Annotated in this window: 16 protein-coding genes; 7 read left to right on the forward strand and 9 right to left on the reverse strand. The window is 40.8% G+C overall.

Translation table 11 applies throughout. The annotated features are described in order from the left end of the window. Window positions 1-17 precede the first annotated feature (17 nt). From EHW67_RS13635 to EHW67_RS13650, 4 genes are read right to left on the reverse strand one after another with little or no spacing between them, the layout of a single operon-like run. Complete coding sequence (locus EHW67_RS13635; protein ID WP_126162948.1) at window positions 18-1,202, reverse strand: cytochrome-c peroxidase; 1,185 nt, start codon at window positions 1,200-1,202, stop codon at window positions 18-20. 36 nt (window positions 1,203-1,238) lie between these two features. Beyond that, window positions 1,239-1,877 (reverse strand): Crp/Fnr family transcriptional regulator, encoded by a 639-nt coding sequence (locus EHW67_RS13640; RefSeq protein WP_126162949.1) that lies wholly within the window; start codon window positions 1,875-1,877, stop codon window positions 1,239-1,241. Window positions 1,878-1,886: 9 nt separating this feature from the next. Then, window positions 1,887-2,666, reverse strand: a complete 780-nt coding sequence (locus EHW67_RS13645) for an aldose epimerase family protein (RefSeq protein WP_126162950.1) — start codon at window positions 2,664-2,666, stop codon at window positions 1,887-1,889. Window positions 2,667-2,711: 45 nt separating this feature from the next. Further along, window positions 2,712-3,953: an ABC transporter permease gene (locus EHW67_RS13650; RefSeq protein ID WP_126162951.1), complete on the reverse strand. Its 1,242-nt coding sequence runs from the start codon at window positions 3,951-3,953 to the stop codon at window positions 2,712-2,714. 3 nt (window positions 3,954-3,956) lie between these two features. Here EHW67_RS13650 and EHW67_RS13655 point away from each other — a divergent pair, with 3 nt between their 5' ends. Then, window positions 3,957-5,204, forward strand: a complete 1,248-nt coding sequence (locus EHW67_RS13655; protein WP_126162952.1) for an exo-beta-N-acetylmuramidase NamZ family protein — start codon at window positions 3,957-3,959, stop codon at window positions 5,202-5,204. A gap of 193 nt (window positions 5,205-5,397) precedes the next feature. Here EHW67_RS13655 and EHW67_RS13660 read toward each other — a convergent pair whose 3' ends face one another. Further along, window positions 5,398-5,895: a YkgJ family cysteine cluster protein gene (locus EHW67_RS13660; RefSeq protein ID WP_126162953.1), complete on the reverse strand. Its 498-nt coding sequence runs from the start codon at window positions 5,893-5,895 to the stop codon at window positions 5,398-5,400. Window positions 5,896-5,958: 63 nt separating this feature from the next. On the opposite strand from EHW67_RS13660, the gene EHW67_RS13665 reads away from it, so the two are divergent. The 3 genes from EHW67_RS13665 (at window position 5,959) to EHW67_RS13675 (ending at window position 8,042) form a co-directional block, all read left to right on the forward strand. Beyond that, window positions 5,959-6,672: a class I SAM-dependent methyltransferase gene (locus EHW67_RS13665; RefSeq protein WP_126162954.1), complete on the forward strand. Its 714-nt coding sequence runs from the start codon at window positions 5,959-5,961 to the stop codon at window positions 6,670-6,672. 64 nt (window positions 6,673-6,736) lie between these two features. Further along, on the forward strand, window positions 6,737-7,516 hold the full coding sequence (locus EHW67_RS13670; protein WP_126162955.1) for a hypothetical protein: 780 nt from the start codon (window positions 6,737-6,739) through the stop codon (window positions 7,514-7,516). Between the two features lie 145 nt (window positions 7,517-7,661). Beyond that, window positions 7,662-8,042, forward strand: a complete 381-nt coding sequence (locus tag EHW67_RS13675; protein WP_126162956.1) for a RidA family protein — start codon at window positions 7,662-7,664, stop codon at window positions 8,040-8,042. Here EHW67_RS13675 and EHW67_RS13680 read toward each other — a convergent pair. The 4 genes from EHW67_RS13680 to EHW67_RS13695 form a co-directional block, all read right to left on the reverse strand. Then, on the reverse strand, window positions 8,035-8,886 hold the full coding sequence (locus EHW67_RS13680; RefSeq protein ID WP_126162957.1) for an N-acetylglucosamine kinase: 852 nt from the start codon (window positions 8,884-8,886) through the stop codon (window positions 8,035-8,037). The genes EHW67_RS13675 and EHW67_RS13680 overlap by 8 nt on opposite strands. Window positions 8,887-8,969: 83 nt before the next feature. After that, a complete protein-coding gene (gene gap / locus EHW67_RS13685; protein ID WP_126162958.1) occupies window positions 8,970-9,971 on the reverse strand; it encodes a type I glyceraldehyde-3-phosphate dehydrogenase in 1,002 nt (333 codons plus the stop codon). A 24-nt stretch (window positions 9,972-9,995) separates the two neighbouring features. Beyond that, window positions 9,996-10,982: a 6-phosphofructokinase gene (pfkA, locus tag EHW67_RS13690; RefSeq protein ID WP_126162959.1), complete on the reverse strand. Its 987-nt coding sequence runs from the start codon at window positions 10,980-10,982 to the stop codon at window positions 9,996-9,998. Between the two features lie 195 nt (window positions 10,983-11,177). Beyond that, window positions 11,178-15,488, reverse strand: coding sequence for a translocation/assembly module TamB domain-containing protein (locus tag EHW67_RS13695; protein WP_238389939.1), 4,311 nt, complete (start codon window positions 15,486-15,488; stop codon window positions 11,178-11,180). Between the two features lie 105 nt (window positions 15,489-15,593). Between EHW67_RS13695 and tsaD the strand changes: the two genes are divergently transcribed. The 3 genes from tsaD (at window position 15,594) to EHW67_RS13710 (ending at window position 17,796) form a co-directional block, all read left to right on the forward strand. Next, window positions 15,594-16,622, forward strand: coding sequence for a tRNA (adenosine(37)-N6)-threonylcarbamoyltransferase complex transferase subunit TsaD (tsaD, locus tag EHW67_RS13700; protein ID WP_126162960.1), 1,029 nt, complete (start codon window positions 15,594-15,596; stop codon window positions 16,620-16,622). A gap of 104 nt (window positions 16,623-16,726) precedes the next feature. After that, window positions 16,727-17,074, forward strand: coding sequence for a TfoX/Sxy family protein (locus EHW67_RS13705; protein WP_126162961.1), 348 nt, complete (start codon window positions 16,727-16,729; stop codon window positions 17,072-17,074). Between the two features lie 17 nt (window positions 17,075-17,091). Next, on the forward strand, window positions 17,092-17,796 hold the full coding sequence (locus tag EHW67_RS13710; RefSeq protein ID WP_126162962.1) for a 16S rRNA (uracil(1498)-N(3))-methyltransferase: 705 nt from the start codon (window positions 17,092-17,094) through the stop codon (window positions 17,794-17,796). Window positions 17,797-17,882: the final 86 nt, after the last annotated feature.

The raw sequence follows: 17,882 nt of genomic DNA on the forward strand, positions 1-17,882 counted from the left end.
CAAGAGCCTTTAGCAATCTATTGGATGTTGCCCCCAACAGGCAGCCCACTAGGTACCCTTTCTGGAATTTCTTTATCAAAACTGTCATCGTTCAGGGTGTTTAAAAAAGAAATTATCAAGGACATATCCTTTACACTCAGTTCCAACTCCCTAACAAATGGATCGAACATTTCTTTGGTAACCGATGGATTTCTTGTTTTTCCAAAGGAGATATCCTCATAAAACTCCAATACCTGTTTTAAGTTCTGAAAAACACCGTTATGCATATAGGGTGCCGTAAAACGAAGGTTTCTGAGCGTTGCGGTTCTAAAGGCGAAACTTTCCTCAAAACCGCTATCCGGTTCTTGCACCTTACTGTTATGGGGCACTCCCAAGACGTGCATTTGGTAGTCTGAAAACATAGGTCCGTTGTGGCAATTTATACACCCAACAGACTTAAAGAGCTTAAAGCCTTCTTTTTCGGACTGTGACATAGCATCAATATCACCCGCCATATATTGGTCGAAACGGGAATTATTGGCCACCAATGTCCTTTCAAAGGCAGCAATGGCCATTCCTATTCTAATACTATCTATGGGGCTATTGGCCCCAAAAGCATTAGCGAAAAGCTCCCTATACTCGGGGATATCCTTTAGCCGCTCAGCAACTATGCCCAAAATATCACCCTTTGTATGATGTAGCCCCCTCATTTCCTCCATGGTCTTTATAGGTTCCAAGGCTTGTTTTTCCAGGCTCTTTACCCTATCGTCCCAAAACATAGGGGCCTTCTCTGGAACATAATCGTCTTTGTCCTGGATTCCGTTAAATGCCGTATTTAATATTGTTGGGGAATTGCGCTTCATCAACGGAATAGCATTGGGTTCATTAAACACCCTACGACTGCCCAATCCGCGACCATTGCTCCCAATAGATAGATCCAAAAACTCTGCATAGCCCGTACTTGGGTGGTGGCAAGTGGCACAGGCAATGTCCTTTCCCCCTGAAAGAACGGGGTCGTAAAACAAGAGCTTCCCCAAAAATTCCTTTTCGGGGGTGTTGGCGTTATTAGTAGGCGATTTAATCTGCTTGGGCAATGCCGCTACCTTGGCTACTATTTTAGGTATTTTGGTTTCCTGTTCTTTTTCTTTTGCCGAATTGGCACAGCCCATAAATAAGGTAATCCCTATTACTATGCACACCCACCAAGCACAACGTGTGACCATATCTTTGTTCCTATAACCTTACATTTTCGAAACCCATCACAGATCCAAAACTTTTATCTGATTTCTGGAAAGGGCTATCTTACCCTCATTTTCTATTTTCTTCAATAATCGTGATACCACCACTCGCGAAGTGTGCAGATCATAGGCAATTTCCTGATGCGTAACATAGATAACATCATCATGGGTAACCTTTGCCTTATCTTGAAGGTGTTTTAACAGCCTTTCATCCATTCGTAAAAAAGCCAAGGTATCTATAGTCTCCATCAGCTCCATCATACGGGCATGGTAACTATCAAGTATAAAACGCTGCCAAGTCTTGTATTGGCCCATCCATGTTTCCAGATAGCCAACAGGTATCATCAGTAATTCGGTATCCGTTTCGGCCACCGCCCTAATACCGCTTTTTTTATCGCCCATACAGCAGCTAAAGGTCATGGCGCAGGTATCCCCTTTTTCAACAAAATACAAAAGCAGTTCATTGCCCTCCTCATCTTCCCGCAATACTTTAACCGCCCCGTTAAGCAATAGGGGCATGGATTTAATGGTTTCACCTATTTGCATAAGCGTTTGCCCCTGTTGTACCTTTTTTAGCACCCCTACTTTCTTGATTTCCTCCAATAGTTCTGGCTCAAAAAGATAGCCATAATGGTGCTGCAATGCCTCTGTTGTGGTCATGGTCTAAATTTAATTTGTTGGCGTTATAAAAACCGAAAAATATTTATCGTCCTCTTCCAATGACTGAAATCCGCTATGCAATTGTGTTTGGCCAACGGTATAGGGGTAAAAGCTAATAGGCTCAATGCACAACATATTGGCCACCTCTGTCCAAAGCATAAAATTCCCAAAACCTTCTGTCCTTATTGTTAATTCACCACCGTCCCTTAAGGTAATAGCATTACAATTTAAAACTGGTAACGCCCTATGGCCCACATCCAGTACCTCTTGCAAGGATATGGTTCTTTCCGGGGTTACGATACTTGCGTTTTTGGTATGCAACTTAAAGGCCGGGTGATATCCCAACATAAACGGCATCCCCGGTTCCCCGGAAACTTTAAAACTAATTTGAAGGCCATTTTCCAAAAGCTCGTACCGCTTTTCAAAAATAAAATCATAGGGCCAGGATACATATTCCTCGGTAGATTTGGAAGGGTGCTTGGCGTTCTTTACCAAGGTACCTTTATTATAGGATTTGGTAAAAATTGCCTTGTTGTTGGTTTGGGAGGTATTGTGATATTCCATTTCCCGTAGAAGCCCGTGCTGATCTTGAATAGCTTCTCCCTTAGGGGTGATTACCCTAAAATTAGCCTCATTGGTAGGGCCAATTACCGGAAACATTTCAGTATCGGAACTACGCCATCCCGGACTGCCTTTTTGGTGAATATATTCATGGCCTTCAACCTTATAACTTACCAATTCCCCGGCTTCTATTTTAACTATCTGATTCTTTACTGTTAGAGTAACCATCTAAAACTACTATTTAACTATTGGTTTATGTACAAGTCTTCTTTTTTATTCGAACTGAATGGCCTTTACTGGAGAAATTTTAGTGATGATATATGAAGGCAGCAAAAGCATCAGTAAACATAAAAATAGTACTCCTAAATTTAGCAGCAATATTGTAAATAAATCTATATGCACAGGTATATAGTCTATATAATATTCCTGTGGATTAGGAAATTTAAACATACGAAATTTATATTGTAAGACTATAATACCCAAGCCCATAACATTGCCCAGAAGCAGGCCTATCCCAATTAGATAGGTTGCATTGTATAAAAAAATCTTGCGTATACTCCAGTTGGAAGACCCCAATGCCTTAAGGATCCCTATCATTTGGGTACGTTCCAGAATTAAGACCAATAGGGCCGTAATCATGTTTATGCCTCCCACTATAACCATGATCCCGATAATCAGGGCAATATTAAAATCGAACAGACCCAGCCATTCAAAAATTCGATAGTATTTGTCCCTTATAGTCTGCGTATCCAAATTGGACAGGGTTTTTCCGTATACCTCCATGGCTATATTGTCCATTTCCTCAAAATTATCGACAAAAATCTCAAAGTTCCCCACCTCATCATCCTTCCATTTGTTCATATGTCGAATATGACGAATATCTATAAAGATATAAGAACCATCAAGCTCCTCAAAGCCACTGTCATATATACCGGTAATGGTAAATTTACGTTGATTGGGAATTTTGGACTCATCGTCTTCCTTAAAAAAAATAGACACAAAGCTGTCCCCTGTTTTCAATTCTAAGCGATTGGCCAACACTTGGGAAATCAAAGTCTGGTTATTTACCTCCCCCTCAAAATCTGGCAGGGCCCCATCCACTAGGAATTCTTTAAAAACCTCCCAATTATAATCTGCCCCCACACCTTTTGCAATGATACCCTCAAAAGTTTCTTCTGTTCTAATGATTCCTGCTTTGGTGGCCACGGCCTGTATGTGATCTATACCTTTTACCGATTTAAATTCCGGATAAAACTCCTGCTCAAGAGATACCGGGACCATAGAGACATCGGAATTATTATTATCGTAATTGTATATTTGTATATGCCCATTGAACGCCGCTATTTTCTCCCTAATTTTATACTTTAGCCCTACTCCCGTGGCAATAGCCACCAACATCATAAGTACACCCAATGCAATTGCGGCTATCGCTATTTTTATAATTGGTGCAGATATACTAATTTTATGCTCCTTACCAGTAACAAGGCGCTTTGCAATAAAAAATTCTAAATTCAATTTATGGCAGTTTTTTCCGTTCTCAAAAATACAGTTTTATTATTGTTTTTGACACTTTCTTCCTGTGGAAACCAGGCCAAAACAAATAATAAGGGGCATGAACCTGCCCTAAAAGAAAATGTCACGGCCGTAAATCTGCCTATAGTGGTGGCTGCCAACCGCACACCGGAATACCTACCCCTGCTACAAGGAAAAAAAGTAGGAATTGTGGCCAACCAGACCAGTGTGATTTTTAAGGACACCGATCCACTTAGCTACACCCACATTGTAGATTCCCTATTGGCCCAACAAATTGATATAAAAAAAGTCTTTGCCCCAGAACACGGTTTTCGTGGACAAGCAGATGCCGGGGAAAAAGTGACCGATGGCAAGGACGACAGAACCGGACTACCCATTATCTCCCTTTATGGAAAAAACAGAAAGCCATCCAAGGAGCAATTGCAGGATATTGATATTGTTCTTTTTGATATACAGGATGTTGGAGTACGTTTTTACACCTATATCGCCACCATGCAATTGGTCATGGAAGCCTGTGCCGTAGAAGGCATCCCTGTGATAGTACTGGACAGGCCCAACCCCAACGGACACTATGTTGATGGCCCCAGTATGGAAACCCAACATAGGGGTTTTCTAGGGATGACCAATATCCCATTGGTCTACGGAATGACCATAGGAGAATACGCCCAAATGATCAACAAGGAAGGGTGGCTTGAAAATGGGTTGGAAGCCCAACTTACCGTTGTACCCATGGAACAATACAACCGTCACAAAGATTATATATTGCCCATACGGCCCTCTCCCAATTTACCCAACAACACCTCCATTTACCTCTACCCTAGCTTGGGGCTATTTGAGGGCACCAACATTAATGCTGGCCGGGGAACCGAGTTTCAGTTCCAACGATACGGCGCTCCGTTTCTAGACAGTACCCAATACAACTTTCATTACACCCCGAGTCCTAATTTTGGATCCAAATCACCCAAACACAATGGGGAAGTATGTTATGGAAAGGATCTTTCGCAAACTCCAAAAATGAACAGCGTAGATCTTAATTATATTTTGGATGCCTACAGGAACACCAAGGACAAGAGTCTTTTTTTCAACACAAGCGGATTTACCAGACATGCAGGCACCGAGTTACTACAAAAACAAATAGAGGACGGACTGTCACAGGAGGAGATAAAAAAGACCTGGATAGATGATATTAACAGCTTTAAGAAGATTAGGGCCAAATACCTTATTTACGATTAGTACCGGGAAGAAATATCACTACACCCAATAAAAAGCTTTCCAAATACCATGCTAATTTTATGATGTACCGGCGGCATTATTTCCAAATAAGAATTGGATCCATACAGCCCTAAAAAAGCATATACACCAGGAAGTACCAAACAAGAACCAACATCTTTCCCACAGCCGGGCAATCGCCCTAAATGGCGTTTCACTATCTATTGGCAAGTAACTTTTTCATTTCTTCCACAATATTGTAGGCTGCTGGGCAAATGGCAACATTTTTAAGGGTAAGCTGACTTATTTGATGAAACTTTTTCCTATCGGTATGGGGAAACTCACTACAGGCCTTAGGGCGAACGTCGTAGATGGAACAATAATTATCTGCCCCCAAAAAAGCACAGGGCAGCTCCTGCAATACATAATCATTATCCTCGTCCATCCGCAGATATTGGTCAATGAATTTTTGGGGCTTCATCCTAAAATGCTTGGCAATACGCTCTATATCGTTATTGGTAAAAAGTGGTCCGGTAGTCTTACAGCAGTTGGCACAGTCCAAACAATTGGTCTGCCTAAATTCGGCCTCGTGCAGGTCTCGCATCACATAATCCAAATCCTTTGGCGGCCTTTTGCGCAGTTTGGCAAAAAATTTCTTATTCTCCTTACTCTTCTCCTGGGCCATCCTGGGAAGTTGCTGAATTAGCTTGTCCATTATGTAATAAACTTTTAAAAGTTGGCTAAAAGTCTCACATTTGCATTGAAAATACAAATTTAAATGGCTCAGGACATATTTGGCAAGGCTTTATTGGACTACCAATCTGGCAACTATTCCGAAGATATCATAACCTATTCCTCATTGGACGAAGAAGACCATATTCCCCTGCCCTATCTGTTCAGGGACTATAAAAAAATGCCTTCTTTGGAACAAAAGGCACTTAAACTGTGCAAGGGCAGCGTTTTGGATATAGGCTGCGGTGCAGGGAGCCACAGTCTCTATTTGCAAAAAAAGGGCATCAGTGTAACCGCACTGGACCATTCTCCCGGAGCCATTGAAACTTGTAAACAACGAGGAGTACAACATACGGCCCTTAGTGGAATCCTGGATTTTCGGGATCAAAAATTTGACACTCTGCTAATGCTAATGAACGGCATAGGCATAGTAGGAAAACTTAACAACATAGATAGCCTTTTCACCCATTTAAAATCACTTTTGCGCCCCAACGGACAAATAATTTTGGACTCCAGTGATATTATCTACATGTATGACGAGGATGAAGATGGGGGGTACTGGATTCCTGACAACCAAAAATATTATGGGGAAGTTGTATTTGAGATGGAGTACAAAGGAGAAAAGAGCGGGCCACTACCGTGGTTGTATATAGATTTTAACACTTTACAGCGAGCGGCAAATGCAAATAACCTATCTTGTGAACTGGTCAGCAGTGGGGAGCATTATGATTACCTTGCCAGACTCAGCGTCATAAAGTAATACTTACTGGTATTTATCGTTAGTATATTATGGACCCTATCCCTGAACTTAAATGAAGAAAAAAATGAAGAAGTTATCTTTTGTGCTGTTATTGACGCTCACTCTGTTCCTTGGCTGTTCTAAAGAGAATAGCGATGACAACACACAGACTGTAAACAGGAGTGCCAACCTATTGGGCCCTGGAGATTCAGCAAATGATATACTCTCGGACAACAAATTTAAAAATATGCTGATCGAGATTGCCTATGTTAAGGGTTATGCCCCTACAGAAACGGCCATTTCCAATTTTGTAGAGCAGCTGAACGAACGAATCCATAAAGATGATATCAGTTTAGTGTACAAGGAACTACCGTCTCCAGAAAAAGACAGTCTTAGCGTTTCGGAAATTTCCGACTTGGAAAAAGAAAATAGGACCGTTTACAATGACGGGGACACTTTGGGACTTTACATTTATTTCACCGATGCTTCTTCTGAAGATGATAATCCGGAGGAAGACTTGGTAACCCTTGGTGCCGTATACCGCAACACCTCCATGGTTATCTACGAGGCCACCATTAGAAAATTGGCATCTCGAAGCTCATTAATCACTAATAGCACAGTAGAAACGGCCACCCTAAACCACGAAGCAGGACATCTTTTTGGCTTGGTAGACCTAGGCACCACCCCTGTTAACGACCACCAAGACCCCGATGCAAAAAGTCACTGCAACGAAGAGAATTGTCTAATGCGGGCAGAACTTCAATTTGGATGGGGAATGGCAAAAATGCTCACCTCCAAAAATGGGGCAACCCCAAGCTTTGGCGTGGAATGCATAAGGGATCTACAATCTAACGGAGGAAAATAGTACTACTCTACTATTAACAAAATACAGGGAGTAGAAAAATTTTGCATCCCTATTACTATAAAGAAATTTAAAAATAGTGGGCCAGTGCACCACAGGGATTCCTTTTTTTTTGATTAATTTTCCCAAAAATTAATTCGCACTTTAAATGAAAAAAATTATTACCACCAAAAATGCACCGGCACCAATAGGCCCTTACAATCAGGCCGTTCTTAGCGGGAATACCTTATATATTTCCGGACAAATCCCAATAAACCCAGCAACTGGTGAACTAGTATCCGGGGACATTAAAAAAGAAACTAAGCAATCTCTTGAAAATTTAAAAGCCATTCTTACCGAGGCAGGAATGACTTTTGACAATGTAGTTAAGTCTTCGATATTTGTAAAGGACATGCATCAATTTTCTGAAATTAACGAGGTATATGCCTCATATTTTGATGCGGATACTGCTCCGGCCAGGGAAACTGTTGAAGTGGCCAATCTTCCAAAATTCGTTAATGTGGAAATCTCAATGATTGCCGTTAAATAGACGCCCTATGAAACTCCACCAGCCCCTCTATTGGCCGTTGTCTTATTACCCCTAGTACCAGGTCGTTTCTTTCAATAACCGCAGTTAGTTCCTCGCGCAAGTAATGGGCAATACTCCCTACAAAACTAACAGGTACTTTTGTAGCCAGCTCAAACTGCATAATGTAGTTGTTTACAAACTGCTGAAAGCCTTTGTCTATGACACCTCTACAATAGGGATGATCTTTGTTTTCCACAATAAATCTGGCAAAAGTGGCCAAATAGGTATTGGGGTTGGGTTGTTTGTATAAATTCTCCTTGATTACATCGGCATCCAAATTGTACTCCTTGGCAAATTTGGTGGCCAAATCCATAGGGATCTTATTAAAGTAATAATCCCTGATCAATTTACGCCCAAAAAAGTTTCCACTACCGTCGTCCATTGGAATGTATCCCAAGGAGGTTACCTTTTGATGTAATTTCTCCCCATCGTAATAGCTACAATTTGAACCTGTTCCCAAGATACATACTATACCGTGCTGACCAATTTTGGTAGTAGCGAAAATTGCTGCATAGGTATCTTCTTTTACTTCCGCCTTGGCGTTAGGAAAAAAGTCGTTGAAGATCTCTGTCAAGAACTTCTTCATTCTGTCAGTACCACAACCGGCACCGTAAAAAAACAAATGTGTAACCTTCTCCTTGTTCTTGGAGAGTTCAAAATTATTCGCCAAGCGATCTTCAATGACTGGTCGGGTTAACACTTCTGGACTTAATCCCAGGGTTTGGGTCATAAACAGCTCATTGCCTTTCTCATCCAAAGCAATCCAATCCGATTTTGTTGCTCCACTATCTACAATCAATATCATAAAACAAGTGTATTAAAAAAGAATCCTGAAAATAAGCAAAAAATTACTCATTTTCAGGATTCATAAAATTATTACCAAAAAGATTATAAATTATTTACGTACTGAGCCAAGTCAACCAATTTATTGGAGTATCCAGCCTCATTATCGTACCAAGAAACAACCTTAAAGAATTTAGAATTTAATTCGATTCCGGCACCTGCATCAAAAATACTGGTTCTAGCGTCGCCAATAAAGTCTTGGGAAACTACAGCCTCATCGGTATATCCTAAAATTCCTTTTAAATCGCCGTCAGCCGCAGATTTGAAGGCTTTTTTGATTTCTTCATAAGAAGTCTCTTTTTCCAAACGAACAGTTAAATCCACTACGGAAACATCGGCAGTAGGCACCCTGAATGCCATCCCTGTTAATTTCCCTTGCAATGAAGGAATTACTTTTGTAACCGCCTTGGCAGCACCAGTGGAAGCAGGAATAATATTTAATAAAGCACTTCTACCACCTCTCCAGTCTTTCTTGGAAGGACCATCAACAGTCATTTGTGTAGCAGTTGTTGCGTGAACCGTAGTCATTAACGCCTCTTCAATACCAAAGTTATCGTTCAATACCTTTGCCAATGGAGCCAAACAGTTGGTAGTACAAGATGCATTGGAAACGATATTATCGGATGCTTTAACCTCTTGGTGATTAACTCCCATTACAAACATTGGAGCGTTGCTGGATGGAGCGGAAATAACCACTTTTTTAGCACCACCATCAATATGTGACTGAGCCATTTCCAAGGTTGTAAAGATACCGGTACATTCGGCAACCACATCGGCACCAACTTCGTCCCACTTCAAATTTTTAGGATCTCTCTCTGCTGTGATACGTACAGTTTTACCGTTTACTACCAAGTTACCATCTTTTACTTCAATGGTACCATTGAATTTACCATGAACAGAATCATATTCCAACAAATAAGCCAGATGCTCTACATCCAACAAATCGTTAATGGCAACTACATCTACATCCTCTCTTTGAACCGTAGATCTGAAAACCATTCTACCAATTCTACCGAAACCGTTAATCCCTATTTTTAAGTTTGACATTTCTTTTGTTTTTAATGTTTAAAATTACGTTGTCATGATATCGGAAACCCGCATTAGCTCCTTATCAATTTTTGTATGTCCTTTTATCGCCTTATTGATCGGTGTCAGGGTTATAGTATTGTCCTGTATCCCAACCATTAGGTTCGTTTTCCCTTCCAACAAGGCCTCAACTGCCTTCACGCCCATTCTACTGGCAAGAACACGGTCAAAGCAAGATGGTGCCCCACCTCTTTGCATATGTCCCAAAACCGAGACACGCACATCGTAAATAGGCAGGTGTTCTTCTACATATTCCTTGAGCTCAAAAACATTCTTACCTGTTTTATCCCCCTCGGCCACCACTACTATACTGGATGATTTTCCAGATTCCTTACTGCGTTTTAAGGACTCCAACAATCTTTCCAGACCCAGATTTTCCTCCGGAATAAGGATCTCTTCCGCCCCAGCACCTACGCCTGCATTCAAGGCTATATGACCAACATCACGGCCCATAACCTCAACGAAAAACAATCGGTTGTGGGAACTGGCGGTATCCCTTATCTTATCTATACATTCCACTGCCGTATTAAGGGCCGTATCAAATCCCAAGGTATAGGTAGTTCCAAAGATATCGTTATCAATAGTCCCAGGAATCCCGATTACCGGAAAATTAAATTGTTTATTAAAGGCCAGTGCCCCCGTAAAGCTACCGTCACCACCTATGACCACAAAGGCATCGATTCCTGCGGTCTTCAACTGGTTATAAGCCTGCTGACGCCCCTCCTCGGTTTTAAACGACAAGCAACGTGCCGATTTAAGGATAGTGCCTCCTTTATTAATAATATTGTTCACGCTACGCGCGTCCATTACTTTAAAATCACCTTCGATCATGCCTTCATATCCTCTATAGATACCAACACATTCTACCTTTAAATAGGCACATGTCCGCACTACTGCTCTAATAGCAGCATTCATCCCAGGTGAATCCCCTCCTGATGTAAAAACACCAATTCTTTTTATTGCTGAAGCCATTAATTTTTTTGAAAAAGCAAAACTAGCAAACTTTATCCAATTAATCCCCCACTTTAGCTTTAATTTGAGAATAGGGGAACCACTAAAACGTTTTCGTTCAAAATTTTGTTGAAAAATGTTAAATACATAAACATTTATTAACAACCAAAGAGACTAAAAAAAACCAAAAACAACTACGAAAAGCCGCTGAATCCCCTATTGGTTCCTGCCCAATATTTTACGTAAAAGTTGCTTAAAACTATTAAAATCCACTTGATAGGAAAGCCCTACCCCTTGGGTATAACCTTGCTGGTCTGTTAAAATTTGTTGGATTTCGTTCTCCCTATTAAAGATTTTTGCACTTAGGGTACCTTCTTCATTTAAAAGTATCTGCACTTCAACATCTCCTGCAACCACCGTTTCGGACACCCCACCTACCGGCACCCCTACCCTGCCGTTGAGCAAGACCCTATCACTAAGCTGGGTAGATAATGTTACCCCTATCCTGTTCTCGGTCTGTATATCGGTACTTCTATCCAGTATGCCCTGTTCATAGGATAGCCCCAAATTTAGTTTATCATTGTCACCGGCCAAAAGTGAATTTAGGATACCCGAGGCCGATTGCAGCAAATTCCCTGTTACGGCCTGCTGGTTTATGCCGGTCTGTTCATTTACAAATGAGCCCTGGGCCAATAAAAACAAGGCGTTTTTTTCGGCAATAGTGGGATCCTGCAACCTATATTCCAGCTCGGACTTTACAATGGAAGTGGTACCTGGGAAGTCGATACTCCAATCTATGACCGGACTTTGCAGTTCCCCTGTCAACCTCACCACCACATCTGTTGGAATACGTCTGGTATATCCTGAATTATCCAACAAGGGTGCAGGATTTGCATATAGTGAATATACGGCTTCCATATTTAACTGGGCCGCCAAGGGTTCTTTTTCCCAGGTAATGTTACCTCCTGGCCTCACTTTAAAGGTCTTGTCCACAACCCCTCCAAATTTATAATGAAACTGCCCGGTAACCACTACAAAGTCGCCATACATATTAAATTTTCCATTGGTATTGATCTCAATAAACAAGATACCTGCACCCGTGCCTTTTAAGGAGCTACCGGTTTTGGTGTCCACCACTATTTCTACCTCCGCATCCGGGGTAACGTCCAGATTAAAGGCCAACTCCAGCCCCTCTACTTCTTTTAACACCCGTTGCCCCATATCTTCTTCCTCCACTATCTTGTCCACAAAATTTATAAAGGAAAAATCGCCCACGCTGGCCACATCACTGATGGGTATTTTCAGGGAGGTTCCCTTTGCCGTGGCCCCGTCAACATTAATGGTAAGCGCATTGGTTGGACCAAAGATTTCCCCTGTGCCATTTAAATACCCCGTTCCATAATACAGAACCTCTTCCTCAAAGGGGGTGTTCAGGATTAAAAACCGGTCGTTATTGGTATCCACATCCAAATCCAAACTCCAATCCCTAAAAAAACTATGGGTTATGCTGCCGTCCAGGGTTGCCTTGGTATTCATGGCAATATCGGTAAGCTTAATTTCTTGAAAATTGAAAGATTGCCCTGTTAGCCTCACCCTGGAATAGGGGGCAAAGCTGTAATATACATTTAGATAAGGTATAGCAATACCTGCTTCATTTAAGCTAAGCACCCCACTCATATCTGGATTGTTCACTGGCCCCTTTATGATGGCGCTGCCTTGAAGCTGCCCCCTTATGTTAGTTATGACCCCTTCTCCCAAGGGGCTGAAAGGCTCCAAATTAAATTTGTTGAAATCCACAATAAGATTGGCCTGTGGAATCTCTTCCCTATTGGAGATATTGCCCACTACACTGAACTTTTCCCCTGCCTGATCCACTATGGAAGAATTCACCACAAAATCTGTCAAATCCTTATTCCCCACAATCCCTATGGACAAGTCGCCCAAGGTAGTGCCATTTATTCCAAAATCACCTATATTCAAATTGGAAGAAGGCAGGTATACATTGTCCTTTTGCAAAACGTTCAAGGTTCCGTTGACCTCCCCGCTCAATTTGAGACTGTCTATAGTAGGAGTTATTTTGTTAAGCGATACAATTTTAAACTGCAACTCAATATCCTTATAGGTAGAATCTGCCAACTGCCCCCGAAGCCTAATACGTTCTTCTTCGCTATTGTTCATTACAATCTCCTCTATGGTAATACTATCCAAAGTTTTATTTAGGACCACCTTATTTTTTGTGTTACCGTCTTTATTTAGGATCCATTTATTCCCTTTAAAACTGATATCGGAGGTTTTTAGACCTATAACCGACTTGTTCTCCTTTGTAAAAGTGTGGTAAAAATTTAAATTATAACTGTCATTGTATTCGCTTCCCCCTTTAAATTCTGTCCTAAAGAACAAGGTATCCTTAAGTGTTGTGTTTATGAGGTTAAAATCCTTTACATCATAATAAGGCGTAGCTAGGTCCCCAATAGAAACATAGGTGTTGAAGAGCGGGTTTTTATTGTCTACCTTAACATCTATACTGTCTAGCTCATTGCCGTATGCAACAATACTGGGAGATTTAAAAGTAAGCTTAAAGTCACCTTCATCTGCAATTATATTTCCCTTTATAAAGGTATTGGGGTCGAACTTAACCTCCGGAAAGAACACATCCACTATTTTGTTGTAAATCTTAAAGTTGAAGGCCAACCTTTGATTTTCGGATATTTGGAACGGCTTGTAATTGGTATAGATACTTCCCAAGGAGTTTTGCAGCAGTTGCCCCAATTCCCTTACCCTAAAATTACCTTTTAAATATCCTGTGATGATATCCGGTGAATTAATATCGATGATACGGGTACTGTCATTTTCAAAGGTGGAGGACACCTTAAAATCTTCAAAGTAGTAGGTATCGTTCTTATTCTGGTAATTTGTTTTTGAAAATTTCACATCTCCCCTAATATTATCCAGGGAATTACCAGTAATATCCATGTTTACATCTCCCTTAAAGATGGATACACTATCTTTTATAAAATTCAATTTCCTTAGATCGGCATAATCCACCGATGCGATAAAGTTAAAGTTGTTCCTGTTTTCACCAAAATCTGCCAACCCCTTAAAACTAAATTGTATATTCTGATCCGAACAATAGAGGGAACCATCAAAAAGTTGTTCTTTTAATATCCCGGACACCTTGATATCATTGTAGTCGTAGCCATTAAACTGCAATGAATACACCTCCCCAATTACTTCGGTATTCAGAAATTCCATCACCACTCCCTTGCCCTCTACATTGAAATCCAGATTGGTAATACCTACGTCCTTACTTTCAATTAGCTCGCCCAGATCAAAGTCTATCAAAGAGACAAAACCTTTGTACGAGGCATCGTCTATATGATCTATATCGGTGAGTTCCAAATCTACATAACTACTACCTATCAGGGTATTTATATTGGCTTTTGTGTTGATGGACGACTCCGTAATAACGGCATCTCCCCTTACTGTAAACTGTCCCAATCGCTGTATGGAAGTGGGTAGTACATCCAAAATATTGGGCATCAAGGCCCTTAATTCGTAGTAACTGGAGGTTACATTTTTCATATTGGCCGTCAGGACAAATCCGGCATTCTTATCAAAAAGATTCTCAAAATCAAAATCGCCCCGTATCCCAGTATTGTCCATATTTAAAAACAGGTCGGTGGCTGCCAGATTGTTCAGCACCCCATCAATATTGGCGGTAAAGTTTACAATTTTATCACTCCCAAATTGGTTGTACAATTGATTTACCTCATCCAATGCCACGATAGACTCTGTAAATTGGGCATCAATATTTACCTTATTCAAAAAATCCCGAAAGTCTTCCCTATTGTAATTAAACACAACCTCGCCCAACAAATCGGATTGCAGTGTTTTTATCCTCAGGGAATCAAAGCGCATTTGCTGCTTGGTATAAGTAAACTGGGTTTTCATTTTCTCTACCTCTATCCCTCGTTTACTCTTAAAAGACATATCCTTAATAACTGCCCCCACGTCTGGACCTTCTATAGTAAAATCATTGGCCGAAATATTTAAATCCTCAAAATCCAACATGGTGGTGGTTTCCCTATTTTCATCAATAAGCCTAAAATTACCATCGGTAATTTCCACATCCGACGAAGAAAAGAAAAAGGGCTGTCGTCCTGGTGTACGTTGTTTTTTATTATCCAATTTATCTATAAAGACCTCTAAATTGGTTTTCTGGTTATCTTTGTAAGTCTTAAGCTTAAAATTAAGTTTCTCCAAGGCAATATCCCCAAACTCCAACTTGCCGTTCACCAAGTTACGTACGTTTAGAATGGAGGTCCTTAAATTATCAATATAAAACAGAGTATCTTTCTGATAGTCTTCAATGTAAACACCCTGAAGCGCTGTATCCCAAGAAATAAAGGAAACCCTAAGGCGGTCAATATTAATATTGGTGCCATATTTCTTATTAATTTCAGTAGTAGCATACCTGGCAAATCGGGTTTGCACGAACGGCAGGGAAAGTATTAAACTACTGAACACACAAATAAGTATAAGCACCAAAAATACTCTGACCAGAATTTTTCTTAATTTTTTGATAGGGCTTTATGTTTTACCTTTGTACATTCAAATTTTATTCCAAACAAAGTGGAAAATAAAACTATTTATATTCTTGCCATAGAATCCTCCTGTGATGACACTTCTGCCGCGGTATTATGCAACAACAGAACCTTAAGCAATATAGTGGCTACACAAAAAATACATGAGGAATACGGAGGGGTTGTCCCCGAATTAGCCTCAAGGGCCCACCAACAAAATATTGTTCCGGTAGTACACCAAGCTTTAGCCAAAGCAAATATCGATAAAAAACAATTATCCGCCATAGCTTTTACGCGCGGACCCGGACTTATGGGATCTTTATTGGTTGGAACCTCATTTGCCAAATCCTTATCACTTGGCCTGGACATTCCGTTGATAGAGGTAAATCATATGCAAGCGCATATTTTATCGCACTTTATCAAGGAGGATAATTACAACAGCCCTAGCTTTCCTTTTTTGGCCATGACCATTAGTGGGGGGCATACCCAGATAGTTTTGGTAAGGGATTATTTTGATATGGAAATCCTGGGCGAATCCTTGGACGATGCCGTTGGGGAAGCCTATGATAAGAGTGCTAAAATTTTAGGTCTTCCCTACCCCGGAGGACCATTGGTAGACAAATATGCTCAGCTGGGGAACCCTAATGCCTTCCCGTTCCCCAAACCTAAGGTAGACGGATTAAATTTTAGTTTTAGCGGACTAAAAACAAGTATCCTGTATTTTATACAGCGGGAAACAAAGAAGAATCCAAATTTTATAGCTGAAAACCGCAACGATATCTGCGCCTCCATACAGCATACCATAATCAATATATTAATGGATAAAATTAAAAAAGCGGTAAAACAAACCGGCATAAAACAAATAGCCATTGGAGGAGGAGTATCGGCCAATTCCGGAATTAGACAGGCCTTGCAAAATGCCGAGAAGAAATGGGGCTGGAATACTTATATTCCTAAATTTGAGTATTGCACGGACAATGCAGCCATGATCGGGATTGTAGGTTACCTAAAATATAGGGAAATGGACTTTTCCGATCAAAGTGTATCGGCCAAAGCAAGATATGTAATAGGGAAATAACTCTTAATGGATCAATGAGGGATGTAGGTTGTCCCTCTTAGCATATAGCCTGTAACGATTTTTAGTTGACCAACACATAATAACCAACCTTAAATTTCAATACTATGGCATACAACGAACTTCTTGCAAAAAGAATTAAGGCCAGTTTTGAACTGCAACCCCAAATGGTAAAAACCCATATTTCAGAAAAAAAAATGTTTGGAGGGTTGGCATTTCTGTACAAGGGAAAAATGACGGTTGGTATTATAAAGGAGGATTTAATGGTGAGGGTTGTCTCCCATAAAATGGATCGCGTACTACAGCTGCCCCATGTTAGGCCAATGGATTTCGCCAAACGCCCAATGAAAGAATTTGTGTATGTTTCCTTAGCGGGAATAAATTTGGAAGAGCAATTATTGTATTATATTGAATTAGGCCTGGAGCATGCCCAACATAAATTAAACGAACGCTAACAAACTTTGAATATTCTATGCAACTGTTTTACCATCCCGAACTAGATAACGAGACCAACCAATTTACCTTTCCGGTAGACGAGAGCAGACACATTTCCAAAGTCCTGCGAAAAAAATCTGGGGATATCTTACACATCACCAACGGCAAGGGTATATGGTATGAGGCGGAGATCCTTAATCCCGACCATAAAAAATGTACCGCCAAAATAACAGCTAATAGAGCTGTTTCCCCAAACCCCTACCGTTTGCACATGGTAGTTGCCCCTACTAAATTGAACGATCGGTTTGAATGGTTTTTAGAAAAGGCCACAGAAATTGGCGTACATGAGATAACACCAATTATTTGCGACCATTCCGAAAGAAAGGTGATTAAACAGGAACGCATGGAAAAGGTTATTCAATCGGCCATGAAGCAATCCCTACAGACCTATCTCCCCAAACTAAATCGGGCTATTTCTTTTAAAGAATTTATGACCCTGCCCAATAGTGACAACTGTTTTATTGCCCATTGCGAGAACAATCAAAAAAAAGAACTTTTGCACGCTGCACGCCCAAAGGAAAACACGAGTATTATGATTGGTCCCGAAGGAGATTTTTCCGAAAATGAAATAGAAATGGCCTTGCAGAACAATTACAAGGCGGTTGCATTGGGAAACAACAGACTAAGGACCGAAACCGCCGCCATTGTTGCCTGCACAACGCTGGCCATGATCAACTTATAGGCTTGCTAATTTAAGCATGTAACTTAGCTTAGGAAGTTTTTTGCCTATCATCTTCACTAAACGACCGAGCTATATAGCCGCCCCTA

It is taken from the genome of Arenibacter aquaticus (assembly GCF_003957295.1).
Lineage (GTDB): Bacteria > Bacteroidota > Bacteroidia > Flavobacteriales > Flavobacteriaceae > Arenibacter > Arenibacter aquaticus.